Source organism: Halosimplex salinum, assembly GCF_003730195.1.
GTDB classification, from domain to species: domain Archaea; phylum Halobacteriota; class Halobacteria; order Halobacteriales; family Haloarculaceae; genus Halosimplex; species Halosimplex salinum.
Window position 1 is genome coordinate 206,589 of record NZ_QWGG01000005.1, and the last position, 22,699, is coordinate 229,287.

Genomic DNA, 22,699 nt, shown 5'->3' on the forward strand with positions numbered 1-22,699 from the left:
ATCGCGCTTTGCCCTCACAGGTGACCTGGATTTAAGTTCGAACGCCGCGATCGACCGGTCGATGCGCTACTTGCGGCTCGCGGTCCACCAGGAACCGGCGGTTCGGCATCCGATGCACCAGTTCGTGGTCGAGCACGACGGGTACAGCGTCTCTCGACTCCTCCAGTACAACATCGCGCTCGACGACGAACCGGCGTTTCTCTTCCACGTCGACGGCGACCCGGAGCCGTACGAACCCGCGCTGCGGGAGACCGAGAGCGTGAGCACCTACGAGATATCGGAGTGCCCGGACGACACGTTCTACCTCTACGTTCGCGAAGCGATCCCCGAGCACAGCCGGGACTTCGTCGGCGCGTTCTCGCAACCGGGACTGGTGGGGTTGATGCCGGTCGAATATCGCGAGGACGGGACGGTCAGGCTGACCGGCGTCGGGCCGGCGGAGATGCTCCAGGCCGCCGTCGAGGAGACGCCGGAGGGGATGGACGTCGAGGTGCTGGAGGTCGGGGAGTACGACGCCCGGCGGCTGGACGCCGGGAGCGACCTCACCGACCGGCAGTTCGAGGCAGTCGCCGCCGCCGTCGACTGCGGGTACTACGAGACGCCGAGGGAGGGGAGCGTCGAGGCGGTCGGCGAGCGACTGGACTGCGCGCCCGGAACGGCCGCCGAGTTGCTCCGTCGGGCCGAGCGCTCGGTGATGGGGAACGTCGTCTCGACCGGGCCGTTCTGAGCGGGCGGCAGGATTTATCCGACCGCGAGTCGACGGGTTCGCTATGCGACACGACCACAGCGCGCCCGGGTCGCGACCTCGGCGGCCGCGACACTGGTTCCTCCGCGCGTACGTGAGGGCCGTCGGCGCGCTCCTCCTGGCGCTGTCGGTCCTGTTCGCGGTGTTCCTCCGCGTCGGTCCGAAGCCGGTCTGGCCGAACCCCGCCGGCGCTCCCGAAGCCATCGCGGCGCGCTACGGCTTCGAGGTCGTCGGTCGGCCGTTCCTGTTCCAGTACGTCGACTTCCTCGTCGCGCGGCTCTCGTGGTGGCCCGTGCTCGCCGTCCTCGTCGTGGGCGGCGCGGTCGCGGTCGTCGCCGAGTTCCGGTCGGCGCGGTGACCGGCCGGCGGCGCTCGCATGCTCTTTCCCCCAGCGCTCGGTGATGCGAACAGTCGTCTCGGCCGGACCGTTCAGCGGCGCTCGATCGTCACTCGCTTTCTCAAACGTCGGTCGCGCGTGAAAACTACCGGGGTTGATGTGTCGGCGAGGCGAACGAACTGTCGGCGTGCGGTGCGCGACTGGTCGCCCGGCGACCCGACGCATCGTTCAACCAGTGCGGCGCGTAGCCCGTGGGACCAACAGATGCCACGCCAGGACAACACGGTCGTTCAGTGTACCGACTGCGAGCGGGTGTACGCCGCGTACTACACGTCGGAGGGGGAGATACGGACGCCTGCGGGGGAGTTCTGCCCCAACTGCGACGGCGACCGGTTCCTCGACCTGCCCGAGGTCGGGATCTGAGTCGCCCGGTCGGCCCGCCCCGAACCACCCTGAACGCAATCCCTTTCCTGACACTCCTCCAACCCCCCGGTATGGACCTGGCCGACCGGGAGTGGCGGCTGATCACCGAGGAGTCCCGTACGGGCCCGACGAACATGGCCCTCGACGAGACCGCCGCCGAGACGGCCGCGACGGAGGGGATCCGGACGCTCCGCGTGTATCGCTGGGAGCCCAGTACGCTCTCGCTGGGCTATCACCAGGACCCCGCGACCGTCGACTGGGACTTCTGCGAGCGCGAGGGGATCACCGTCACTCGACGACCGACCGGCGGCGGCGCCATCTACCACGACGAGTGGGGCGACATCTCCTACTCGATCGTCGCGCCCGCCGACGAACTCCCCGGCGACCTCATGGAGTCCTACGAGTCGCTCTGCGAACCGTTGCTCATCGCCTTCGAGGCGATGGGTATCGACGCGCGCTTCGCCGAGGAGAAGCGACCCGCGGTGTACGAACCGGCGTGTTATCTGCGGCCGCTCCACCCCGCCCACGACGTCGTCGCGGGCGACGGTCGGAAGATATCGGGTAACGCCCAGTACCGCCAGAAGGACGCGGTGATCCAGCACGGCTCGATCACCTTCGAGTCGACGACCGAGCGCCACCTGGCGTGTTTCGCCGACCCCGACGCGACGGTCTCGGAGTTCGACGAGCGCGTGACGAGCGTTCACGAGCAGACCGGGATCACCCGGTCGGAGGCCGTCGCCGAACTGACCGAGACGTTTCGCTGCTGGGCCGATGCCTACGAAGGAAACTGGTCGGACGCGGAGCTGACGCGGGCGCGCGAGCGTGCGAGCGAGAAGTACGAGGACGAGGGGTGGACGCGCGACGGTGTGGACCCGACCGGCTGAGACCGGGTCCGCTCGCGAGCGGGACCCGTGCTCGCACTCGACGGCCGACGGTGGCCGGCCCCGGTGACCAGACTCGGTAGCCAGCCCAGGTGACCAGACTCGGTGGCCAGTCCCGGTGCAGTCGTCGGATTCGCGGTCGCAGCACCGTTCGGGAAGTCGTCTGCGCGACCGCCGAGACGAACTACGATTCGCCGTGGAGATAGTCTTTGAACGGTGATATCGGCATCTTTCCGCGTTCTCTCACGTGTGGCGGACATCTATCGGACAAGATTGAAGACGGTTCCGACCAACGGTGTCTGAACAGAGCAATCGCTCACCGTGGAGAAGACCGTGGAAGTAGGACACCCGGTCCTTCTCCCTCCGGCGAGATAAGCTTTACCCACGGACAGCGGCGCCGCCGGTTCGTCGGCAGGCGTTTCGTGGGGGGACTACCGACAGACATGGACAACTCACGCGAATCGAACGCAGCACGTATCGACCGGACAGAGTCGTGGATCGACCGCTGGGCGGAAGCCGAAGCGCTCGGGACCGGTGGTGACGGGCGCGCGCCACCGATCCGGCGTCGCGACGCGCTCTCGTTGCTCGCACCGGCCGCGCTCGCGCTCGTGTACGCGGCCGTCGCGCTGGCAGCGGGCGGGGCGGTCTTCGACACGGGGCGCCCGTTCCCGGGCGGGGCCGTCGCGTTCGCCTCGCTCGGGGTGCTGTTCGTCGTGTCGGCGCTCGGGACGCTCGGACTGCACGACGACGCGCGGCGCGTCGCCGGGTCGCGCGCGGAGTGGCGACCGAACCCGTGGCTGTACATCGGTGCCGGGGCGCTCGTTCTCACCGGACTCCAGGCGGTCCGCTTCGCGGCGTCGGGGCGGGTGGTTCCCGACCCCGTCCCGGTGTACGCCGGCACGCTCGCGGTCGCACTCCCCGTCTCGTCGCTCCTCGCCGGCCCCGTCTACCTCGTCCAGCGGCTCAGGCACACCTGACCGATCCGGGGGCCGGTCGCCCGGCGCGAGTCAGCGGAGGACGAGTCCGACGCCCAGTCCGACGACGAGGCCGAGGGCGACGAGCAGTAGCTTCGGGAGCAGCGCCTCGACTCGCCGGCGACCGCGCGGCGTGTCGCTCACCCGCTCGGCGGTCCAGCGCAGGGCGCGTCCGCCGGCGTCGACGAGTCCGGCGACTCCGCGACCGGCGGCCGAGACCAGTCCGCCGGCCAGATACGTGAGAAACTGCGCGGCCTCCCAGGCGGGGTCCGCGGCCGGCTCGGCGGCGCTCTCGCCCGCGTCCGCCGTCGCGCTCGCGGCGGCCGTCCGTCCACCGGTCGAGCCAGTCGCCGTCGACTTCGAGTCCGTTCCGGTCGTCCCCTCGGTCCCGGTCGCGTCGCTGGCGTCCGGGACGTGGTCGCCGCCGCTCGTCTCGTCGGTGCCACCCGTCTCGTCGGTGTCGTTCGGATCGTCGGTCGCGTCGCCGGCGTCGGTTCCGCCGTTCGACAGGTCGGTCTCGAGTTCGGCGAGCAGGTCGCCGTCGACCGACTTGAGATCCGGTCGGTCGACGCTGTCGAGGTCCGGCGTCGCCCCGGCGTCGAAGGTGCGCTTGCGCCGGAAGCGCACGCGCTGGACGCGGCCGTCCCAGTCGGTCATCACGATGGCCTCGCCGTCGTCGAGGTCCTCGACGTCTTCGGCCGCGTCGCTCCCGAGGATCCGCGCGACGACCTTGGTGTCGTTCTCCCAGGTGAGGCGGTGCCAGACGAGCCAGTCGCACTGCGTGATGTAGTCCTTCGAGACGGAGGCCGGCCGCTGTGAGAGCGCACAGATCCCGAGTCCCCGTTTGCGGCCGCGCTTCGCTACCCGAATCAGCGTCTCGCTCACCTCGTCGGTGGCGCCCTGTTCGGGGACGAACTCGTGGGCCTCCTCGACGATGACGAGGAACGGCGTCTTCGCCGTCTTCTCGCGGACGAACAGTTCCTCGACGACCTCCCCGACGAGTTCGTGGCCCTCGTCGGGGTCCCTGAACCCGGAGACGTCGAGGATCACCGGTACCTGTCGTTCGAGCGCGACCCGTGCGATCCGGCCGGCGTGGGCGGGGGTGACCTGCAGGTCGCAGTGGTCGTCGCCGCCGACGTGGAGCAGTTCGAACTCCTCCTTGAGGCCGTAGTACTCGCCGTCTGTGTCGACGATCAGGAGGGGTACCTCGGCGGCGAGCAACTCCTCGGCGACCACGCTGACGGTGTTCGACTTCCCGCTGCCGGACTTGCCGGTGACGAACCCGCGGCCCGTCAGGACCTCGAGCGTCGGCATCGAGAAGCCCTCCTCCGAGAGCGTGATCGCGTCGGGCGTATCGGCCATTCCGCCGTCGATATGTACTCAGCCCGTAAATGCTTCCTGCCCGTTCGCGGGTGACCCCACCCCGTCCACCGCCAGCAAGCTTTTGGGGCCACCGTCGGATCTCCGACCATGGCGCTGACCGACGGGTTCGGCGACCGGGTTCGACAGGTCGCGGGCGCACCCGCAGTCCTCGGCGTGGCCGGTCTGACAGCTCTGCTGACCTGCGCGTTCGTCGGCCTGCTCGCCTTCGTCAGCGGCGCCCGTCCCGACGTCGGGTCGCGACTTCCCTACTACGTCCTCGTCATGGCACTCGTGTTCGTCGTCGCCGTCTTCCGACTCGACGACCGCGACCGGCAGGGCACGCACGTGCTCTCGTCCGTGTCGGCTGTCTCCGTCGTCGCGTTCGTGCTCGTCGGACTCGCCGTCGAAGGCGTGGTGTACGCCGTCCAGAACCCCGGCGAACTCGTCGCCTCGCAGTTGATCGTCTACTTCGCGGCCGCCGCGCTGATCTGTACCGGCGTCTCTGTCTGGGGACTCCGCCACTGGCGCGAGTTCGCTAGCAGTGAGTGACTGAGGTCGTGTCGCAGGTCGGTTTCTCGTCCGTTCCGGTGGTTCGCTCCGAGTCGCGACCGCAAGAGACGGCAAGCGTCGAAAGCCCTCGGCCCGCTCGCTAGGAGTCGTCTCGACCGCAAGAGACTGCAAGCGATGAAAGCCCTCGGCCCGCTCGCTAGGAGTTACTTCGACCGCACTCGACAGCAAGCGTTGAAAGCCCTCGGCCCGCTCGCTAGGAGTCGATTCGGCCGAAAGGGACGGCAAGCGCCGAAAGCCCTCGGCCCGCTCGCTAGGAGTTACTTCGACCGCACTCGACAGCAAGCGTTGAAAGCCCTCGGCCCGCTCGATAGGAGTCGATTCGGCCGAAAGGGACGGCAAGCGCCGAAAGCCCTCGGCCCGCTCACTAGGAGTTACTTCGACCGCACTCGACAGCAAGCGTTGAAAGCCCTCGGCCCGCTCGCGCGGTCTGTGCGGGATATCCTCGGTCGCTGGCGCTCCCTCGGATAGGGCCCGCACAGACCGCGCCAGTCGTGGCGCTCCCTGCGGTCGCGCCACGCGCGCCTCGCCCTTTCAGTCCACCAGGGAATCCGGGAACCGCACGACACAGCAACGCACCTCACACCTCCCCAACCGACTCGCCCGGTCGCTCCGCTCCCTCACTCGTCCCTCGCACGGCTCCGTCTCGCGCCCCTCGCAGGGCTCGGGGACGCTCGCCAGCGCGCGCCACCGCACTTCAGGAATGGTGTCCAGTCAGGTACCGGTCGCTCGCGGGTCGCTTCGATACGACTTTCCCGATCCATTCCCTGCGGTCTGGCATGATCCGGATCGGCGCACACACATCGATCGCGGGCGGCGTCCCGAACGCCGTCGACGAACAGATCGAGATCGGCGGCAACTGCGGGCAGATCTTCACCCACTCGCCGCAGGTCTGGCAGGACCCCAACATCGGCGACGACGAGGCGGCGACGTTCCGCGAGATGGCCGAGGAACACGACCTCGGTCCGTGGGTCATCCACTCCTCGTACCTCGTGAACCTCTGTACGCCGAAAGACGACCTCCGCGAGAAGTCCGTCGACTCGATGCAGAAGGAGGTCGACGCGGCGGACAAACTCGACATCGAGTACGTCAACGTCCACCTCGGCGCGCACACGGGTGCGGGCGTCGACGGCGGCCTCGACAACGCCGCGAGCGCGCTGGACGAACTCGACATCCCCGACGGCGTGACGGTCCTCGTCGAGTCCGACGCGGGATCGGGCACGAAACTCGGCGGCGATTTCGAGCACCTCGCGACCGTGCTCGACCGCTCCGAGCAGGACCTCGACGTGTGTCTCGACACCGCCCACATGTTCGGCGCGGGCTACGACCTCTCGACGCCCGTGGGCGTCGAGGAGACGATCGAGGAGTTCGACGACGTCGTCGGGCTGGAGCACCTGGAGTGCATCCACCTCAACGACTCGAAACACGAGTGCGGGACGAACAAGGACGAACACGCCCACATCGGCGAGGGACTCATCGGCGAGGACGGGATGCGGACGCTGATCAACCACGAGGACCTGCTGGACGTGCCGCTCGTGCTGGAGACGCCGACGGAGAACGGCAAGAGCTTCGCGTGGAACGTCGAGCGAGTGCGAGAACTGCGCGAGGAGTAACGAGCCAGCGTCGGGGTGAGGTGTAGCGTCACGTTTTTGACGACCGAGAGTCCCGAGATGGGAGTACTGCGGCCGTCTCGGGGGACCCGAGCGGTGACGGTCACTTTCGATTCGATGGCCGGGTCACTGACGGGAGCGCGCGGCCCGCGAGGACGGCGCCGAGGGAGAGTCCGACGACAGCGAGGGCAGGTGAGAGCGGCCCGGTGTCCGCCGTCGTCCTCGCCGTCGCCGTCGGCTCCGCGCTCGCCGTCCCTGCGTTCGCCGTCGCCGTCGGCGCGGCTGTCTCGGGAGCGGTCACGGACCCGCCGTCCCCGGATGCGGACGTTTCGACGGCCGTCGTGGCCGTGGCGGCGCCAGGTGTGGTTGTCGGCGTCGTATCGGTGAGTGGGGCGGTCGACGGCGGTTCGAGCGACGATTCAGGCGGCCAGTCGGTGAGGGGGTCGCTGCAATCGACGTTCCCGGTGCAGTCGTCGTCGCCGGCGCCGTTCGCGTCGCCCCAGTAGTTCCGTGTCGCGTCGCCCGCCGGGTTGGCGTCCGGGGCGCGGATATCGCCCGCCTCGTTGCCGACGAACCGGCTGCCGCGGACGGTCCAGGTCCCGTTCGTCTCGGCGGTGTAGACGCCGACGCCCTGTTCGAGGGGCGGCTTCCAGAAGCGGACGCCCTCGGTCGTCGAGACGTTCGCCACGGTCGACCGCCGGATCCTCCAGTCGCCGCTGGCCTCGACGGCGCCGACGCCGACGGTGGCGTCGCGGAGCGTACCGTTGGTCAGTGTCCAGTCGCCGCTCGCGTACGAGGCGTCGACCGCGGCGAACTCGACGTCGCTGACGGTGACGTTCGCGAGCGTCCAGTCGCCGGTCGTCGACAGCGCGTCGAGGCCGTCACCCCCGGAGACGTTCCGGACCGTAACGTCCTCCGCTCGCCAGTCGCCAGTCGCACTCTGCGCCCAGACGCCGGTGTCGACGCGGCGGATCGTGACGTTTTCGAGCACCCAGTCGCCGTCGGACCCGGCGGCTGCCACTGCCACGAAACTCGCGTTCTCGATCGTCGCGTCGCGGAGTTGCCACTCGTCCGTCGAGCCCCTGGCGGACACGCCGACGTTGAAGTCGACGACCGCGAAGCCGGCGACGACCGGCGCTGCGGTGCGTTCGATCTCGACGCCGACCGCGTCGTCGGCGAGGTCCGACCCGTCGAGGGTCGCGCCCCGCGGGGCGGCGAGCGTCAGGTTCTCGTCGACGGTGACTGTCTCTCGGTAGGTCCCCGGCCTGACACGGACCGTGTCGCCCGGGTCGGCGGCGTCGACCGCGGCCTGTACGGTCGCGTATTCGGCGCTTCCGTCGGCGTCGACGACCAGCACGTCGCCCTCCGACGCCGGATCGTCCGGTCGGTTCTGGTCCGGCCCGACGACGGCCGCGTCGCCTCCGACCGTCGCCGTCACGAGTGCGAGCAACACCACCGCGCACACGGCGAGTCGCCGCGCTACGAGTCGACACGTCATTCGAGCGTGAGATAGACCGGCCGGTGGAAGGGACTGTCGAAAGGTACAATCCGGCTTTGAGCGGGACGCGAGGAACGCGGCGTCCGCGGGCGGTGTCGACCGGCTCAGTTCCGCTCCACCGCGTCGGGCCGATTCTGGACGCGAGGGTAGCGAACGCCCAGTGCCTTCCAGTCGAGCCAGCGGGCGCCGGGGCGGTCGTCGGCGAGGCGGCCGTAGGGGGGTTCGCCGCCGGTGGGAATCTCCTCGACTGGACCGCTCGGATCGACCGCGTCGCCGACGTAGCCGAGCGTCTCTTCGACCGTGGCCCAGACGCCGGCGGCGCCGGAGGGGAGGGCGACGCCGACGTTGGCGAGGCCGTCGAGCGGGGCGGCGTGGTGGGCGGTCACCTCGTCGTCGACGCACTGTTCGAGCGTGGCGTAGGCGTAGAACTCCAGGTCCGCGCCGTTCGCGGCGCGGTCCTTGACCGACGGGGCGAGGTCGAACAGTTTGTTGTACCCCACTTCGACCTTCTCCGGGTCGAGAATCCCCTTCGCGTCGTCGGTAGCGTCGGCGGGGTCGACGGACTCGAGCGACGACTCGTTAGTGACGTACCAGGTGACGTAGTTCTCGTCGCGATAGCGATGGCGACGGGCGACGACGGACATCCCCCTGTGCGGGAGGTAAGCGCTGACCGCCGGGAGGTCGGCCGCCGGTCCGCGCACCGCGAGCACGAGCCGGTTCCGGTAGGTCACCGGTGAGAGCGACTCACGGACGCGCTCGGCGTCGCCGCCCGCGCGCTCGAACTCTCCACTGCCTACGAGGGAATCGACGAATCCGTGCGTCCCCGTACCGGTCGCGGCGACGACGTAGTCGGGGTCGAACTCGACGGTCAACTCCTGGTGGGTCTCGACGGTGAGGCCGTCGAGCGCCGGGGCGGAATCGGTGGCGCTGGCCTCGGTAAACGTGGCGTCCGTCACGTCGCCGACGACGATCCGCTCCTCGTGGCCGTCGGCGAGCGCCCGGACGAGCGCCTCGCGGTCGATGGTGTACTCGTCGATGGCGGTGACGTGCTCGCCGCTGCCCTTGGCGAAGATGCTGCCGTCGCGGTACACCTCGGGCAGGCCGTCGATTCCGCGTTCGTCGTACTCGTAGCCGTGCTCGTCCCACTGGTCCGGGAGGTACTGGTAGGGGTGGTCCGTCGAGCAGACGTACCACTCGCCGCCCTCTACGGGGACGCGCTCGTCCTCGGCGAATGGGAGCCATTCGTCTTCGATGGACTCCCGGACGGTCGGGTCGGGGTCGAGATAGCCCTTCGAGAGCGTGCCCGGCCAGTCGAACGACTGCCCGGCGCCCAGCGGCGAGTTCGAGAGGAGCGCCGCGGCGTACCCGCGGTCGGTCAGTTCGTTCAGGAGGGCGAGTCCCTGAATCCCGCCGCCGACGACGAGTACGTCGACGTCGGCGGTCGGGTACCAGCCCAGCGACTCCCGAATCCGCTCGTACAGCGCCACCCCGGTGTCGAACTCCGGTTCCTCCGCTGGCATGTTGTCCCCGCTACTTGCCCGCTGCACATATGCTTGGCTACCATCTTTTCCCCGGACGGATCGAGGAGCGACCCCGCCCGGCAAAAACACGGGTGACAACGCCGCCAGAGCAATCTCTGGCGCCCCCTCGTTCGCCTCGCCCGCGAGGAAGGCCGAGCGCTCACTGCGTTCGCGCTCGGTGAACCGATTCGCGTCGCTCGGTAGCTGCGAAACACAGGACACGGGGAGAACTGTCGTCGAACTACAGGCAGTCGGCCGGAAGTTCGTCTTCGTAGTCGTCCAGCAGTTCGAGCAGCGGCTTGATCTCGTCGAACCTCGTCCCCTTCTTGACTTCGTAGTCCGTCGGTTCCCAGTCGACGAAGTCGTATTCGACGAGTTTCGGCAGGTGAACCTGTTTCATCATGAAGAGCGTCTTGACGGCGTCCCTGGCGTCCCTGTCGACCGTCACCGGCACGTCGCGCTGCGGGTCGTGGTCCAGCAACGCGACGAGTAACTCCCGCCGCTGAACGTCGGCCACCGCGTCCATCATGTCGTCGAACGAGATTGATTTCAGCGTGTTGCTCATACTTCTACGTCAGTGTGTTCACGGATAACTTCTCGACTATTTTACGCCAGCGAGACGTTTGAGTAACTGAGTTACAACGTTCGTACGGAGTCACAGCGTTCACTCGGAGTCACCTCGGGACGAGTCGTGTTCGCTCGATCCGCACGACCGCTGGGCGCCGTCGATGTCGCTCGCTCGTCGCGGGCGGGACCGGGTCTCCGAACGCGACGGATTCTCACAGACCGACGGACATTTGCCGCCGGCCCGCCCACCCACGTTCCAGTGCGACAGTTCAGCGCCGACTACCTGGAGACCACGCGCGAGGGCATGTGGGGCGACTCCCGCGCGGCGCTCGCGGACCTCGACCTCGACAGTCGCGAGCGTATCCTCGACGTCGGGTGTGGCACCGGCGAGTTGACGCGCGTCCTCGCCGAGGAGTCCGGCGGGGAGGTCGTCGGCGCCGACGTCGACCCCGAACTGCTCTCGGTCGCCGGCGAGTTCGCGCCGGTGGTGCGGGCCGACGCGACCCGCCTCCCCTTCTCCGCCGACGCCTTCGACCTCGTGGTCTGCCAGGCGCTGCTGATCAACCTGCCCGACCCCGTCGGCGCCGTCCGGGAGTTCGCCCGCGTGTCTTCGGACCTCGTCGCCGCGGTCGAGCCCGACAACGGCGCCGTGACGGTCGATTCGACCGTCGACGCGGAGCCCCCGCTCGCTCGGCGGGCGCGCGAGCGCTTTCTGGACGGTGTGGCGACGGACGTGGCGCTGGGGTCGGGTGCGCGCGACGTGTTCGAAGACGCGGGGCTGGAGGTGGTGTCGACCCACCGGTACGACCACGAGCGGGTCGTCTCGCCGCCCTACTCCGAGGCCGCGGTCGAGGCCGCCCGGCGGAAAGTGACCGGCGAGGGGCTGGCCGACGACCGCGAGACCATCCTCTCGGGGGAGACCTCCGAGGGCGAGTACGACGAACTCCGCTCGGCGTGGCGCTCGATGGGTCGCGACGTGGTCTCGCAGATGGGCGCCGGGTCGTACGTGCGCAAAGAGACGGTGCCATTCTTCGTGACCGTGGGACGCCTGTAGTCGCATCTGTCGGGCTCTGTGGTGCCGTTATCGGCTCGAAGTGAACGACGCCGACCGCAGTGGACAGCGCGCGCCGAAAAGAAGGTCCCCTCGCTCTCAGTCGTCGGCGGGGGCGGGTTCGTTCGACTCCCAGTAGCTGACGTTCGCGGGCTCGTAGAGATCCGTCGAGAGGTAGCGCTCGCCGGTGTCGGGGAGGACGACGACGACGAGGTCGTCGGGGCGTTCGCGGGCGACCTCGTCGGCGGCGGCGAGGGCGGCGCCCGCCGAGACGCCGGTCAGGATGCCCTCTTCGCGGGCGAGTTTGCGAGTGGTCTGGACGGCCCGCTCGTGTTCGACGGTGCGGACCTCGTCGACGAGGTCGGTCCGGAGGATCTCGGGGATGAACCCGGCGCCGATGCCCTGGATGGAGTGAGAACCGGCGTCGCCGCCGGAGAGGACGGGCGACTCCGCGGGTTCGACGGCGACGCTCTCCACGTCGGCGCCCTGCTCCTCTTCGAAGTACTCCGAGACGCCGGTGATCGTCCCCCCAGTCCCGACGCCGGCGACGAAGACGTCGACCTCGCCGTCGGTGTCCGCCCAGATCTCTGGACCGGTGGAACTGCGGTGTGCCTCCGGGTTCGCGATGTTCTCGAACTGGCTGGCGACGACACCGTCGCGTTGTTCGGCGATGGCGTCGGCGGCCTCGATCGCGCCGTTCATCCCGCCTTCGGCGGGCGTGAGCACGAGTTCGGCACCCAGTGCGGAGAGGAGCGCGCGGCGTTCCTCGCTCATGGACTCGGGCATGGTGAGCACGAGGTCGTAGCCGCGGGCGGCGCAGGCCATCGCGAGACCGATGCCGGTGTTGCCGCTGGTGGCCTCGACGACCACGGGGTCGTCGTCGAGGTGGCCCATGCGTTCGGCCCGGTCCAGCATCGCGGCGCCGATGCGGTCTTTCACCGAGTTCGCGGGGTTGAACGACTCGACCTTGCCCGCGAGGTTCTCGGCGAACGAGTCGAGCCACACGAGCGGTGTGTCGCCGATCTCCGCGGCGATGTCGTCTGCGATATCCATCGTCCGAGCGTTGGGTCTCGCGTGGGTTGGATAACGGCCCTCAACATCGGGGGGAACGACCCCCTCCGACGGCTCGACCGGCGAGCGTATCAGATCCCGTACCGAACGGCAGTTCGGCAAATCGTTATTGAGCGGGCGGACGACCGTCAGGTATGGACCCACGAGTCGAGGACCACGCGGACGTCATCGTCGACCACTCGATCGATCTGCAGGCCGGCGACGAGGTACTGATCTCGGCGTCGCCGGAGGCCGACGACCTGGTCGTCGCGCTGAGAGAGCGTATCGGCGAGCGGGGTGCCCACAGCGTCACGATGGGCGGGAGCAGTCGCGGCGGGCGGGCGTTCATGCGAGCGATGGATCCCGAGGACTACGACAGTCCGTCGGACACGATGATGGCGATCGCCGAGGCGATCGACGTGGCCATCTCGATCCGCGCGTCGTCGAACACGCACGAGACCGGCGACGTGCCGCCCGAGAAGAACGCCGCCTACGCGCAGATCATGAAGCCCTTCCAGGACGAGATCATGGGCAAGCGCTGGGTCGGCACCCAGTTCCCGGCGCCGGGCAACGCACAGGACGCCGAGATGAGCACCGAGGCGTACGAGGACTTCGTCTACGACGCCGTCACGAAAGACTGGGACGCCCAGCGAGAGTTCCAGGACAACATGGTCGAGATCCTCGACGGCGCCGAGGAGGTCCGGATCGTCTCGGGCGACACCACGGACGTGACGATGTCCGTCGAGGGGATGGTCCCCGTCAACGACTACGCCGAGAAGAACCTCCCCGGCGGCGAGGTGTTCACCGCGCCCGTGCCCGACAGCGTCGAGGGCGAGGTCCTCTTCGACATGCCGCTGATGGCCCAGGGCCGAGAGATCGAGGACGTTCGACTCGTCTTCGAGGGTGGCGAGGTCGTCGAGTTCGAGGCGGCGAAGAACGAGGACGTGCTCGCCGCCGTCCTCGACACCGACCCCGGCGCGAAGCGACTGGGCGAACTCGGCATCGGGATGAACCGCGACATCGACCGGTTCACCTACAACATGCTGTTCGACGAGAAGATGGGCGACACCGTCCACATGGCGCTGGGCCGCACCATCGACGAGAACGTTCCCGACGACCGCGACGACCGGGAGGGCAACGACTCCGCGATGCACATGGACATGATCGTCGACATGAGTGAGGACTCGTTCATCGAAGTCGACGGCGAAGTCGTCCAGCGTGACGGGACGTTCACGTTCGAGAAGTAGCGAGGCCGACTAGTGAGGGACCTTCGGTCCCTCATACCATGCGAACGGCGTCGAAGACGCCGTGAGCAGACGAAGGGGGGCCTCGAACATCCGAGCGGGGAGCGAAGCGAGCCGTGAGGAGTAGCGAGGGCTTCGCTCCGCTCAGTCCTCGTAAACCCGAGCGGGGAGTGAAGTGATCCGCGAGAAGTAGGGAGGTTCGACGGAGTGAGACCCTCCGATGTTTCAAACGGGGGGTGCGCGGCGCGAAGCGACCGTGAGGGAGGTGACTCGAAATCGGCGTTTCGTGCGTTCCCGTTCCGTCGACTCGAAGTTCGACTGATCTCGAAGACCGATCGCGTCCGGTTTCGGCGAGGAGAGGCGTTACGGGGACCGGTCCTCGGAGCGCTCACGGACGGTGACTCGTTGCCCGTCCACGACCACGATCTCGTACCCGGCGAAGGTGAACGTGACGCGGAGGGGGCCGCTCCGTTCACTCGAGGTGTGATACAGGGAGTCGAGCGCCTCCGGATCGACGCTGTCGTGTAGTTGCGCGGTGAGTTCGGTGGATTCGATCCCTTCGATGGTCGCGACCGTCTCGACGACGGCCCGACTGGTCCGTTGTTCGTCCGAGATGTCTGCCGTCACGAACCCCTGTCCTGATTCGTCGACCGCTCGAATTGCCTGACTCATACGTCTTGTCCACTCTCCAATTATCGTGTTACACCGTTGTTATTGGGTGCCTGATGCCCGTCGAAAACGAACAAGCTCGACTTGAAGGCGGACGAGAACCGGCGAGGTGAGGACTGACGAGCAGTTTCTCCGAACAGACCGCGTTCGGACCCGAGAGAGACCCGATCAGACCACGTCACCGCGAACGGTCGCGCCGTCCTGAGCCTCGCGGTAGGCCCGAACGGCGTCGGCGGCCTCCTCGGCGACGTCGGGGTCGGCGCCCAGCATCTCCAGGGCGCCCGACAGGGTCGGCAGGACGAACTCGCCGGCACGGAGTTTCTGGAAGGCGTCTTCGCTGCGCTGGCCGTCCACCCACAGGCAGGCCCCCCGCGGGTCGAGGATGTTCTCGTAGGTCTCGCGCGCGAGCGCGCCCTCGAGGCGCTGGGTGACGTTGTCGTCGAAGCTCGCGTTGCACACTTCGAGGTGAACCGGCTCGTCGTCGTCGACGAGGTGCGCGCCGAGGCACTTCTCGGGGGCGGCGTAGCCGTTCGAATTCGTCCGGACGTGTTCGGGGTGTTCGGCGGCCCAGTCGGCGCGCACGGTCTCGCCGATGCCCTCGACGCCGAGGGCCAGATCGTCGGGGTCGGTGTCGTCGCTCTCGTCGCCGATAAGGATGTCCTTGGTGAGGTAGACGTCGAGCCGTTCGACGGGGTCGAGGCCGAGGGCCACGTCGCCGAAGACCCAGATCTCGCGGACGGGGACGGGCATGCGGTCGTCCTCGACGGTGGCGACGAGATCTTCGACGCGGGCGACGGCCTCGTCGCGTGAGAGGTCGGTCATCGACGCGACGTAGCCGTCGGAGCGGCAAAACGGTTTCTCGACAGGCACGCAAATTTAAGGACTCAGTCGGAAAACGTTAGGCGATGCGACTACGGACTCGGTTCGCCGTGGCGCTGGTGCTGGTGGGGCTGGTACTCTCCGCCACGTCGCTGGTTGGGTTCGTCCTCTACCGGGACGCGGTCGTCACCCACGAGCGCGACGAGCTCACGCGCACCTCCGAGTCCATCGCGATGCAACTCGATACGGTCCTCTGGGAGCGCGAGCGCCAGGTCGAACTGTGGGCGAAGTCACCGTCGCTGACCGACCACGGGTCGCAGTTCCAGCGGTCGCGAGTCCGGTCGTTCGTCCAGGCGACGGAGTTCAGCGGCGCGTCGGTCATCGCGGCCAACGGGACGATGGTGGCGCTCCACTCTGCGGGGCTGTCGCCCGCGGACCGGGACCGGGTCGTCGGGGAGCAGTTCGAGAACCGGGAGTACTTCCAGCGAGCGATGGCCGGCGAGACGTACGTCAGCGACCCCGTCCGGGCGAACACGGGCAACCTCATCGTGACGGTGAGTTCGCCCCTCTACGAGGGCGGCGGTGTGGTGGGGACGTTCAACGCCGCGTTCCACCTCGAGGCGGGCGACCTGTCGTCGATCGTCCGGACGAACGCCGGGCCGACGCAGGGGGTCCGGATCGTCGCCAACGGGTCGACCGTCTACAGCGCGGGCCAGACCGCGAGCGACGGGTCGGAGATGATCGTCGCCAACGAGACGGTCGAGGGGACGGGGTGGACCGTCTCGACGTCGACGACCCGGGCGGCCTTCGAGTCGCGGCTGTGGGCGGTGACGCTCGCGCAGGTGGGAGCGTTCGCGCTGGTCCTCCTGTCGCTCGCGGCGTTCGGCGCGTGGCTCTACCGGGAGTTCCTGGGCAATATCGAGCGGCTCCACGGCGGGTTCGGGGCGCTCGTCGACGGCGACTACGGGTCGACGGTCACGCTCTCCGGGTCGACCGAGTGGACGGAACTCGAGACGCAGTTCAACGAGCTGAGCGAGACGCTCGCCCAGCGGCGGACGGAGGTGATCGTCCTCAACCGCGTCCTCAGACACAACCTGCGCAACGCGATGACGGTCGTCGTCGGCAACGCCGACCGCATCGCCGAGCGCACCGACGACGAGACGACCGCGACCGAGGCCGACCGGATCCGCCGGCGCGGCGACTCCCTGCTCGACCTCGCCGACCACGCGCGGGCCATCGAGACGTCGCTGGGCGCCCGTACCGACGAGGCGGCGACCCGCACGGTCGACGACATCGTCGAGGGAGTCGTCGCGACGCTCGTCGAGGAGTTCCCTGACGCGGACGTCCGCGTCGACGGGGCCGAGGAAGCGGCGGCGGTCCCCAACGGCGACCTCGTGCTGGTCGTCCTCGACGAACTCGCGCGTAACGCGATCACACACAGCGAGACGGACGAACCGACGGTGTGGCTCGCCGCCAGCGTCGACGACGGGACGGCGACGTTCACCGTCACCGACGAGGGACCGGGGATGCCCGCCGTCGAGCGTCGCGTCCTCACCGAGCAGTTCGTCGAGACGCCGACCCAGCACGGCGCCGGACTCGGCCTGTGGCTGGTCAACTGGCTGGTCCGCTGGACCGACGGCGACGTGTCCGTCACTGTCGACGACGGGACGACGGTGACGGTCACCGTCCCCTGTGAGCCGACCGAGGAGTGACCGCGGTCGGTCCGTGACGACGCGTCGGCCGCCCGGGAACGAAACGCTCACACCGCTCGGTCCGATACGTCGGGGCGATGGACTGCGACAAGTGTGGCGACGAGGCGGTCATGCACGCCGCCTACTCGGGGCTCCACCTCTGCGACGAGCACTTCCGTCGGACGGTGGAGACCCGTGTCCGCCGGCGGGTTCGCGAGGACAATCTGGTCCCGCGCTCGGCCACGCCCGACGACCCCGAGACGTGGGTGGTCGGCCTCTCGGGCGGGAAGGACTCGGTCGTCCTCACGCAGGTGCTCCACGACACGTTCGAGGAGGACCCGCGGGTCGAACTCGTCGCCCTCTCGATCCACGAGGGCATCGAGGGGTACCGCGACGAATCGCTGGCGGCATGCGAGGAACTCACGACGGACCTCGACATCCGCCACGAGGTCGTCTCCTACGCCGAGGAGTTCGGCGTGCAGATGGACGACGTGGTCGAGGACGACCCGGAGGGGATGGCCGCCTGCGCGTACTGCGGCGTGTTCCGCCGAGACGTCCTCGAACGCTACGCCGAGGAACTGGGCGCGGACAAGCTCTTCACGGGGCACAACCTCGACGACGAGGCCCAGACGGCGCTGATGAACCTCTTCGAGGGCGACGTCCAGCAGATGGCGAGCCACTACGGCGCCTCGCTCGGGCCGTTCCCGGCGGAAGACCGCGACGGGAACCCGGTCGACGAACCGGTCGACCCGACCGAGCGGACTCGACGACCCCAGGACCACCACGTCCCGCGCGCCAAGCCACTGCGGGACGTGCCCGAGAAGGAAGTCGCTCTGTACGCGCATCTCGAAGACCTGCCGGCACACATCACGGAGTGCCCCCACGCCGAGGAAGCGTATCGCGGCGAGATTCAGGGGTTGCTGCTCGGCATGGAGGACAAGCACCCGGGGACGCGTCACTCGGTGATGGCGGGCTACGAGAAACTGGCCGCGCTGGCGGCGTCGGCGTTCGGTGCGGCGGAGCCGGACGAGTACGGCGAGTGCGACGAGTGCGGCGCGCCGACGGGTCGGGCGGTCTGCCGGAAGTGCGACCTGCTGGACGCGCTGGAAGCGGTCTGAACCGGTCGCACGTTTCGTTTGCTGCAGTCGGTCGTCGCCGCTGGCCAGTGTCGACACCGCGAGCGGAATCGGACGGTGTGAGACGAGTCGGACACAGTGTGACCAGTCAGACACCGCGAGCGGACGCGAACGGCGTCGTCACTCGACGGGTGAGAACGCAAAGAAGGGTCGAGCGGTCCCTGGAAACAGTGGAGGGGTCTCCAGTGATAGTCGACCCGGGAGTCGTCGGACGACCGACCGTTCAGTCGGGCCGGATGACGTCCAGCCCGTTGTTCTTCTCGGCGCTGTCCCGACCGCCGTCCGTGTGGCCGTAGTCGGGTTCGCCGCCGCCGCCGTGACCGCCGCTCGCACCGCCGCGGCCGCCGGAGCCGCCGACGTCGTCGAAGTTGTCGACGTTCTGACTGGCGTCGAAGGACGCGTCGTCCACGCCGTCGAGCGCCTGTCGCGACTTGTCGGCCTGTTTCTGGGTCGTCGGACCCAGCACCTGCGCGGACTTGACGCCGGTCATGATGGCCATGACCCGCACCTTGCCCTTGTACTCCTCTTCGATGCGCGCGCCCCAGATGACGTTCGCGCTCGCGTCGAGGCGTTCGGTGATGTTCTGGGCGATGCCCTCGGCCTCTTTCAGCGCGAGGTCGGGGCCGCCGGTGATGTGGACGAGGCCGCCGGTCGCACCGCGGTAGTCCACGTCCAGCAGCGGGTGGTTCATCGCGTCCTTGACGACTTCCTCGGTCTTGTTCTTGTCCTGGGTCTCGCCGACGAGCATCACCGCGACGCCGCCCTGGTTCATGATGGCGGTCATGTCGGCGTAGTCCAGGTTGATGAGCGAGGGTTGGGTGATCGTCTCCGAGATGCCCTTGACGGTCTCCGCGATGATCTGGTCCATCACGGAGAACGCCTTGCCGATGGGCAGGTTGGGGACGTAGTCCAGCAGGCGGTTGTTGTCCAGCACGATGATGGAGTCGGCCTCGCTGCGGAGGTTCTCCAGGCCTTCCTCGGCTTTCACCGTGCGGGCGCGCTCGACGTTGAACGGCGTCGAGACCATGCCGACCACGATGGCGCCCTGGTCCTTGGCGATGTTCGAGACGACGGGGGCGGCACCGGTGCCGGTCCCGCCGCCCATGCCGGCCGTGACGAACACGAGGTCGGCGTCGCCCAGCACTTCTTCGATAGTGCCCTGGGCCATCTCGGTGGCGCGCTTACCCATCTCCGGGTCGCCACCGGCGCCGAGCCCGTTGGTCAGCGACTTGCCGACCAGGATCTTCGTGTCGGCCTCGATCATCTGGAGGTGCTGCTTGTCGGTGTTGATGGCGACGGTGTCCGCGCCGTCGACACCGATGTTGTACAGGCGGTTGACGGTGTTGTTCCCGGCACCACCACAGCCGACGATGACGATGCGCGGGTCGCCGAACCCGTCGCCGTCGGTCTCCTCCAGCTGCTGCTGTTCCTGCTCGTCGCGTTCGAGGGCTTCCTTGACGATATCCTGCATCGATCAGGCCCTCTGGAAGCTCCGGCGCTTCCGTTTCTCCGACGGGCGCTCCTTGCTCCCGTCCTGCTCATTTAGTTTCTCGCGGACGGCCGCCCGGATCGCTTCGCTCCGGTTGGGGTACTCCCCCGTTTCGACCATTCGCTCGACCTCTTCGATCTGCTGCTTCGGAATCCGTAGTGTCACACGCTCCATGTTTGATGTTCCCCTTGGGTAAGACGGAACCGGCGGACTGTCCCGCACGTTCGTCTTACACGGCGTCTTCGACCTCCCATCCGACGTAATCGCACGATAGCGCGGGTCACACGTCCGCGCCACGGCCCGTGTAAGACGACCGTCTTACGCAAGCATTACATCTGGGTGTGGCATTATAAAGGTAACGGCGACCGTCATACACTCCTTCGTTTACGGCGTTTAACGCGCTCTACGTTGCGTTTGCACCGTAATCACGGCTGGTCGAGCACGTCCGCCGCGGGAGTGCGCCGTCCGCAGCTGGGGCAGAACGCCCAGTCCGACCGGAGTTCGTCCCCGCAATCGCAGAAGACGCGGTGGGACGCCTTCTCTCCGCAGTTCGGGCAGTAAACGTGTCCAGCGGAGACGTTTTCGCCGCATTTGGAACACGAGCCACCGGTGTCTTCGACCGCGTTTTCGGCCGCGTTCGGGCCTGTCTTACGACCTGGATCGGCGTTAGACGCGTCAGCGGTCGCGGTGTGTGCCGCGGTCGCCGACGCGTCAGCCGCAGTGGCGTTTTCGCCGTCGAGAGCGATGTTTACGTTGATATCCTGGGGCTGGGACGGTGTAAACGCTCCGTCCAGTCGGTCGGCGACGATCTCGTCGACGCGCTCGGCGATGAGGTCGTCGATAGACCCGGTGTCGTCGGTCAGGTCGACGGTCGGTTCCGGCGGCGCGCCCGGGCGCGTGTCCGACACGTCACCGAGGTACTCCCGCAGGGCCTCCCGCATGATCTCGCTCTTCGAGGCGTCGAACCCCTCGAGTTGCTCGATGAGGTCGTCGTCCGCGCGGAAGGTTATCTTGCTCATCCGACTCGTCCGTACAGGTTGTCTTCCGGGTATTTCAATCTTCCCGAGCGTCTGACGCACGTCTGTCGACCGACAGACGATCGCGTGCGTCTGGTTCGCACACCCGTCCCCGGTGCGAGTCAAAACGGTTAAGTCCGACACGGCGGCTACCTGAAGGTACGCCCGCCCTTAGCTCAGACTGGTAGAGCAGTCGACTGTAGATCGACTTGCCCCCCGTTCAAATCGGGGAGGGCGGATACCTCTCGCGGCGCTCATTCGCGAGCGCCGCGTGTGTACCCACACCGGATGCGATTTGAACACGAGAGTCGCAGTCCCGGAACGGCGCGGCGCGCCGCAGCCCGGAACGTCTCTCATCTGTTCAAATCGGGGAGGGCGGACTTGGAATCCCGTTGAATCACAACAGATAGCTACGCGGCCGTTCGCGTGCTATCTGAGCCTTCTACACCGGGAATCGGTTGCGCGAAAATCGGCCCGATCTGGTGAGTTCAACTGGAGGCAAACCGCGGGTCCGCGCCGTCCTGCGAATTTTGTAGTCCAGACGGAGGGGTGTGCGTGAGCCAGCGCGCCACGGCCGACCGGCGCGCGGAGCTCGAGACGGCGCTCACTCGAACCGAGTCCGAATCGCCCAGTGCACTACAGCGGGAGCTGGGTCAGGAAGTCCTCGCTCTGGGTGTCGAGATGGTCGAGTCGGTCGCCGAGCAGTTGTCGAAGCAACACGACGAAGGCGTTGTCGTCACCGTCTCCGGTGATCGCCATCTCCTCGTAGCCGTCTTCGGTCTGTTCGCCGAGCGTGCCGACCAGGACGGCCTCCCGGTCGGCCAGGACGAGCCGGCCGACTTTCTCCTGGTGGGGCGGCAGGTTCATCCAGTCGAGTTGGGGCTCCCAGATGACCACCTCGGGCAGTTCCTCGCGGACGAAGTCACGAACCTCCGAGGACTGGGAGCCGAGATACACGTCGACTCCTCTGTCGAGAGCGTCCTCCAGTCGGGTTACACATCCCCTCTGGAGCAGACCGTCCGTGGAGATCATGAGGAACAGTTCGTCGTCGGCCTGTTCGAACAGCGACTGGCCGCGCGCGACGATGTCTCCGGCGCCCTCTATCGACCACACGTTCTCCATCTCGTCGGCCGTGTCCGTCTCCTGTTCGAACGCCCCTTCGGGCTCGATTTCGAGCCACTCCGATTCGAGGTCGGGATGTCCGGTGTATCGCGACGTCTCACCGTCGTAGCCGACGAGACCGGCGCGCTCGAGCGTCGGGAGGTGGACGTGGTGGAGCGAGTTCAGGACTTCCTCGACGTCGCTGCGCGCTCCGGGTGTGAGCTGGTTCTCGCGGTTCGCGACGCGCCGGGCGAGTGCGGTCCTCCCGATACTGTCCGCGGACCGGACGACGGAGAGAGCGAGCCGTCGCCGGGTGTGTCCGATAGCCTCCAGCACGCCGTCCCAGTCGTCGGCCCGGACCTCGGTCAGGCGTCGAATTCGGTCGTCCCGTATCGCGGGGTGGTCCGTCGTGGTGACGGCATCGTCGTCCGCGTTCCACTCGATAAGACCGGCGTCGGCGAGTTTCGGGAGATGGGCGTGATACAGGTCGACGTGTACGCTGTCGCGCTCTTCCTGCGAGACGTCCACGAGCGATTCGTCGGCGACCGCGGCCGCGACGTGGGTCGCCAGTTCCTCGATCGAGACGTGTGTCGTCCGCTCTCGAAGGGTGGAGAGGACTACGCGTCGCTCGTGATCGGCGAGGCACGCCAGTATCTCGTCCGTCGACCAGTTCCGCTCGCCCGATAGGGGATCCGTCATTATCCCTTCGAGATGCCCGAGCAGGATGTGCCTCGCGCCTAAGCATCTTGGGTCGAGGTGAACCTGTCCCATCGAAATGGGTCCTGCAGACGAGAGAGCGCCCGTCTCGGCGAGGAGTCCGCACAGTCCTCCCGCGGCTGGTCGAAGCGTCTGCACGGAGACTCGAACGGAGCAGGTCCGGGAGCGAAAACGAGGGTGGGGGGACGGTCCGAGAGATCGATTGGGGAGTCGGCCGCTCGGTTCGATGGGG

General features: G+C 67.9%; 21 protein-coding genes, 1 tRNA gene and 1 pseudogene. 12 read left to right on the top strand and 11 right to left on the bottom strand.

Annotated elements, in window-relative coordinates; translation table 11 throughout:
* Window positions 1–61 precede the first annotated feature (61 nt).
* From D1409_RS15020 to D1409_RS15035, 5 genes are all read left to right on the top strand, one after another.
* On the top strand, window positions 62–727 hold the full coding sequence (locus D1409_RS15020) for a helix-turn-helix domain-containing protein (RefSeq protein ID WP_123537807.1): 666 nt from the start codon (window positions 62–64) through the stop codon (window positions 725–727).
* Window positions 728–770: 43 nt separating this feature from the next.
* Window positions 771–1,103 (top strand): hypothetical protein, encoded by a 333-nt coding sequence (locus D1409_RS15025; RefSeq protein ID WP_123537808.1) that lies wholly within the window; start codon window positions 771–773, stop codon window positions 1,101–1,103.
* A 243-nt stretch (window positions 1,104–1,346) separates the two neighbouring features.
* Window positions 1,347–1,505 carry a hypothetical protein gene (locus tag D1409_RS24620; RefSeq protein WP_164471710.1) on the top strand — a complete coding sequence of 53 codons (159 nt, stop codon included), beginning with the start codon at window positions 1,347–1,349 and terminating at the stop codon, window positions 1,503–1,505.
* Between the two features lie 71 nt (window positions 1,506–1,576).
* Window positions 1,577–2,389, top strand: a complete 813-nt coding sequence (locus tag D1409_RS15030) for a lipoate--protein ligase family protein (protein WP_123537809.1) — start codon at window positions 1,577–1,579, stop codon at window positions 2,387–2,389.
* A gap of 440 nt (window positions 2,390–2,829) precedes the next feature.
* Window positions 2,830–3,363, top strand: a complete 534-nt coding sequence (locus D1409_RS15035; protein ID WP_123537810.1) for a hypothetical protein — start codon at window positions 2,830–2,832, stop codon at window positions 3,361–3,363.
* A gap of 513 nt (window positions 3,364–3,876) precedes the next feature.
* Here D1409_RS15035 and D1409_RS25830 read toward each other — a convergent pair.
* Window positions 3,877–4,722 (bottom strand): annotated as a pseudogene (locus tag D1409_RS25830) (ATP-binding protein); the annotation flags it as partial.
* A gap of 108 nt (window positions 4,723–4,830) precedes the next feature.
* Between D1409_RS25830 and D1409_RS15045 the strand changes: the two are divergent.
* Both D1409_RS15045 and D1409_RS15050 read left to right on the top strand, forming a co-directional pair.
* Window positions 4,831–5,271 (top strand): hypothetical protein, encoded by a 441-nt coding sequence (locus tag D1409_RS15045; RefSeq protein ID WP_123537812.1) that lies wholly within the window; start codon window positions 4,831–4,833, stop codon window positions 5,269–5,271.
* Between the two features lie 797 nt (window positions 5,272–6,068).
* Window positions 6,069–6,902: a deoxyribonuclease IV gene (locus D1409_RS15050; protein ID WP_123537813.1), complete on the top strand. Its 834-nt coding sequence runs from the start codon at window positions 6,069–6,071 to the stop codon at window positions 6,900–6,902.
* Between the two features lie 100 nt (window positions 6,903–7,002).
* Here the strand turns inward: D1409_RS15050 and D1409_RS15055 are convergent, their stop codons facing one another.
* The 3 genes from D1409_RS15055 to D1409_RS15065 all read right to left on the bottom strand — a co-directional run bounded on the left by D1409_RS15055 (window position 7,003) and on the right by D1409_RS15065 (window position 10,482).
* Window positions 7,003–8,397, bottom strand: a complete 1,395-nt coding sequence (locus D1409_RS15055) for a right-handed parallel beta-helix repeat-containing protein (RefSeq protein ID WP_123537814.1) — start codon at window positions 8,395–8,397, stop codon at window positions 7,003–7,005.
* A gap of 104 nt (window positions 8,398–8,501) precedes the next feature.
* Window positions 8,502–9,917 carry an FAD-dependent oxidoreductase gene (locus D1409_RS15060; RefSeq protein WP_123537815.1) on the bottom strand — a complete coding sequence of 472 codons (1,416 nt, stop codon included), beginning with the start codon at window positions 9,915–9,917 and terminating at the stop codon, window positions 8,502–8,504.
* Window positions 9,918–10,158: 241 nt separating this feature from the next.
* Window positions 10,159–10,482: a transcriptional regulator gene (locus D1409_RS15065; protein ID WP_123537816.1), complete on the bottom strand. Its 324-nt coding sequence runs from the start codon at window positions 10,480–10,482 to the stop codon at window positions 10,159–10,161.
* Between the two features lie 261 nt (window positions 10,483–10,743).
* Between D1409_RS15065 and D1409_RS15070 the strand changes: the two genes are divergently transcribed.
* Window positions 10,744–11,538: a class I SAM-dependent methyltransferase gene (locus D1409_RS15070; protein ID WP_123537817.1), complete on the top strand. Its 795-nt coding sequence runs from the start codon at window positions 10,744–10,746 to the stop codon at window positions 11,536–11,538.
* A 96-nt stretch (window positions 11,539–11,634) separates the two neighbouring features.
* On the opposite strand, the gene cysK is transcribed toward D1409_RS15070, so the two are convergent.
* On the bottom strand, window positions 11,635–12,588 hold the full coding sequence (gene cysK, locus D1409_RS15075) for a cysteine synthase A (protein WP_123537818.1): 954 nt from the start codon (window positions 12,586–12,588) through the stop codon (window positions 11,635–11,637).
* Between the two features lie 152 nt (window positions 12,589–12,740).
* Here cysK and D1409_RS15080 point away from each other — a divergent pair, with 152 nt between their 5' ends.
* Complete coding sequence (locus tag D1409_RS15080; protein WP_123537819.1) at window positions 12,741–13,832, top strand: aminopeptidase; 1,092 nt, start codon at window positions 12,741–12,743, stop codon at window positions 13,830–13,832.
* 360 nt (window positions 13,833–14,192) lie between these two features.
* Here the strand turns inward: D1409_RS15080 and D1409_RS15085 are convergent, their stop codons facing one another.
* Entirely contained in the window at window positions 14,193–14,501 is a 309-nt protein-coding gene (locus tag D1409_RS15085) for a HalOD1 output domain-containing protein (RefSeq protein WP_123537820.1), read from the bottom strand.
* Between the two features lie 165 nt (window positions 14,502–14,666).
* Window positions 14,667–15,320: a DUF7095 family protein gene (locus tag D1409_RS15090; protein ID WP_123537821.1), complete on the bottom strand. Its 654-nt coding sequence runs from the start codon at window positions 15,318–15,320 to the stop codon at window positions 14,667–14,669.
* Between the two features lie 83 nt (window positions 15,321–15,403).
* Here D1409_RS15090 and D1409_RS15095 point away from each other — a divergent pair, with 83 nt between their 5' ends.
* Together D1409_RS15095 and ncsA are read left to right on the top strand one after the other, a co-directional pair.
* Window positions 15,404–17,029, top strand: coding sequence for a sensor histidine kinase (locus tag D1409_RS15095; RefSeq protein WP_123537822.1), 1,626 nt, complete (start codon window positions 15,404–15,406; stop codon window positions 17,027–17,029).
* A gap of 77 nt (window positions 17,030–17,106) precedes the next feature.
* On the top strand, window positions 17,107–18,126 hold the full coding sequence (ncsA, locus tag D1409_RS15100; protein WP_123537823.1) for a tRNA 2-thiolation protein NcsA: 1,020 nt from the start codon (window positions 17,107–17,109) through the stop codon (window positions 18,124–18,126).
* A gap of 241 nt (window positions 18,127–18,367) precedes the next feature.
* Here ncsA and ftsZ read toward each other — a convergent pair whose 3' ends face one another.
* From ftsZ to D1409_RS15115, 3 genes are all read right to left on the bottom strand, one after another.
* A complete protein-coding gene (gene ftsZ, locus D1409_RS15105) occupies window positions 18,368–19,615 on the bottom strand; it encodes a cell division protein FtsZ (protein WP_123537824.1) in 1,248 nt (415 codons plus the stop codon).
* Window positions 19,616–19,618: 3 nt separating this feature from the next.
* Window positions 19,619–19,807 carry a ribbon-helix-helix domain-containing protein gene (locus tag D1409_RS15110; RefSeq protein WP_006881776.1) on the bottom strand — a complete coding sequence of 63 codons (189 nt, stop codon included), beginning with the start codon at window positions 19,805–19,807 and terminating at the stop codon, window positions 19,619–19,621.
* Between the two features lie 251 nt (window positions 19,808–20,058).
* Window positions 20,059–20,652, bottom strand: a complete 594-nt coding sequence (locus D1409_RS15115; RefSeq protein ID WP_123537825.1) for a double zinc ribbon domain-containing protein — start codon at window positions 20,650–20,652, stop codon at window positions 20,059–20,061.
* A gap of 162 nt (window positions 20,653–20,814) precedes the next feature.
* Here D1409_RS15115 and D1409_RS15120 point away from each other — a divergent pair.
* Window positions 20,815–20,888 (top strand) — tRNA-Tyr (locus D1409_RS15120).
* A gap of 397 nt (window positions 20,889–21,285) precedes the next feature.
* On the opposite strand, the gene D1409_RS15125 is transcribed toward D1409_RS15120, so the two are convergent.
* The gene (locus D1409_RS15125) at window positions 21,286–22,449 is read right to left on the bottom strand and encodes a DUF7344 domain-containing protein (protein WP_123537826.1); all 1,164 of its coding nucleotides are present in this window, start codon (window positions 22,447–22,449) and stop codon (window positions 21,286–21,288) included.
* Between the last annotated feature and the right edge of the window lie 250 nt (window positions 22,450–22,699).

Excerpts from the sequence above, each read along its gene's own strand:
- D1409_RS15020 (WP_123537807.1), top strand. The coding sequence starts at position 62 with ATGCGCTACTTGCGGCTCGCGGTCCACCAGGAACCGGCGGTTCGGCAT.
- D1409_RS15025 (WP_123537808.1), top strand. The coding sequence starts at position 771 with ATGCGACACGACCACAGCGCGCCCGGGTCGCGACCTCGGCGGCCGCGA.
- D1409_RS24620 (WP_164471710.1), top strand. The coding sequence starts at position 1,347 with ATGCCACGCCAGGACAACACGGTCGTTCAGTGTACCGACTGCGAGCGG.
- D1409_RS15030 (WP_123537809.1), top strand. The coding sequence starts at position 1,577 with ATGGACCTGGCCGACCGGGAGTGGCGGCTGATCACCGAGGAGTCCCGT.
- D1409_RS15035 (WP_123537810.1), top strand. The coding sequence starts at position 2,830 with ATGGACAACTCACGCGAATCGAACGCAGCACGTATCGACCGGACAGAG.
- D1409_RS15045 (WP_123537812.1), top strand. The coding sequence starts at position 4,831 with ATGGCGCTGACCGACGGGTTCGGCGACCGGGTTCGACAGGTCGCGGGC.
- D1409_RS15050 (WP_123537813.1), top strand. The coding sequence starts at position 6,069 with ATGATCCGGATCGGCGCACACACATCGATCGCGGGCGGCGTCCCGAAC.
- D1409_RS15055 (WP_123537814.1), bottom strand. The coding sequence starts at position 8,397 with ATGACGTGTCGACTCGTAGCGCGGCGACTCGCCGTGTGCGCGGTGGTG.
- D1409_RS15060 (WP_123537815.1), bottom strand. The coding sequence starts at position 9,917 with ATGCCAGCGGAGGAACCGGAGTTCGACACCGGGGTGGCGCTGTACGAG.
- D1409_RS15065 (WP_123537816.1), bottom strand. The coding sequence starts at position 10,482 with ATGAGCAACACGCTGAAATCAATCTCGTTCGACGACATGATGGACGCG.
- cysK (WP_123537818.1), bottom strand. The coding sequence starts at position 12,588 with ATGGATATCGCAGACGACATCGCCGCGGAGATCGGCGACACACCGCTC.
- D1409_RS15080 (WP_123537819.1), top strand. The coding sequence starts at position 12,741 with ATGGACCCACGAGTCGAGGACCACGCGGACGTCATCGTCGACCACTCG.
- D1409_RS15085 (WP_123537820.1), bottom strand. The coding sequence starts at position 14,501 with ATGAGTCAGGCAATTCGAGCGGTCGACGAATCAGGACAGGGGTTCGTG.
- D1409_RS15090 (WP_123537821.1), bottom strand. The coding sequence starts at position 15,320 with ATGACCGACCTCTCACGCGACGAGGCCGTCGCCCGCGTCGAAGATCTC.
- D1409_RS15095 (WP_123537822.1), top strand. The coding sequence starts at position 15,404 with ATGCGACTACGGACTCGGTTCGCCGTGGCGCTGGTGCTGGTGGGGCTG.
- ncsA (WP_123537823.1), top strand. The coding sequence starts at position 17,107 with ATGGACTGCGACAAGTGTGGCGACGAGGCGGTCATGCACGCCGCCTAC.
- ftsZ (WP_123537824.1), bottom strand. The coding sequence starts at position 19,615 with ATGCAGGATATCGTCAAGGAAGCCCTCGAACGCGACGAGCAGGAACAG.
- D1409_RS15110 (WP_006881776.1), bottom strand. The coding sequence starts at position 19,807 with ATGGAGCGTGTGACACTACGGATTCCGAAGCAGCAGATCGAAGAGGTC.
- D1409_RS15115 (WP_123537825.1), bottom strand. The coding sequence starts at position 20,652 with ATGAGCAAGATAACCTTCCGCGCGGACGACGACCTCATCGAGCAACTC.
- D1409_RS15125 (WP_123537826.1), bottom strand. The coding sequence starts at position 22,449 with ATGACGGATCCCCTATCGGGCGAGCGGAACTGGTCGACGGACGAGATA.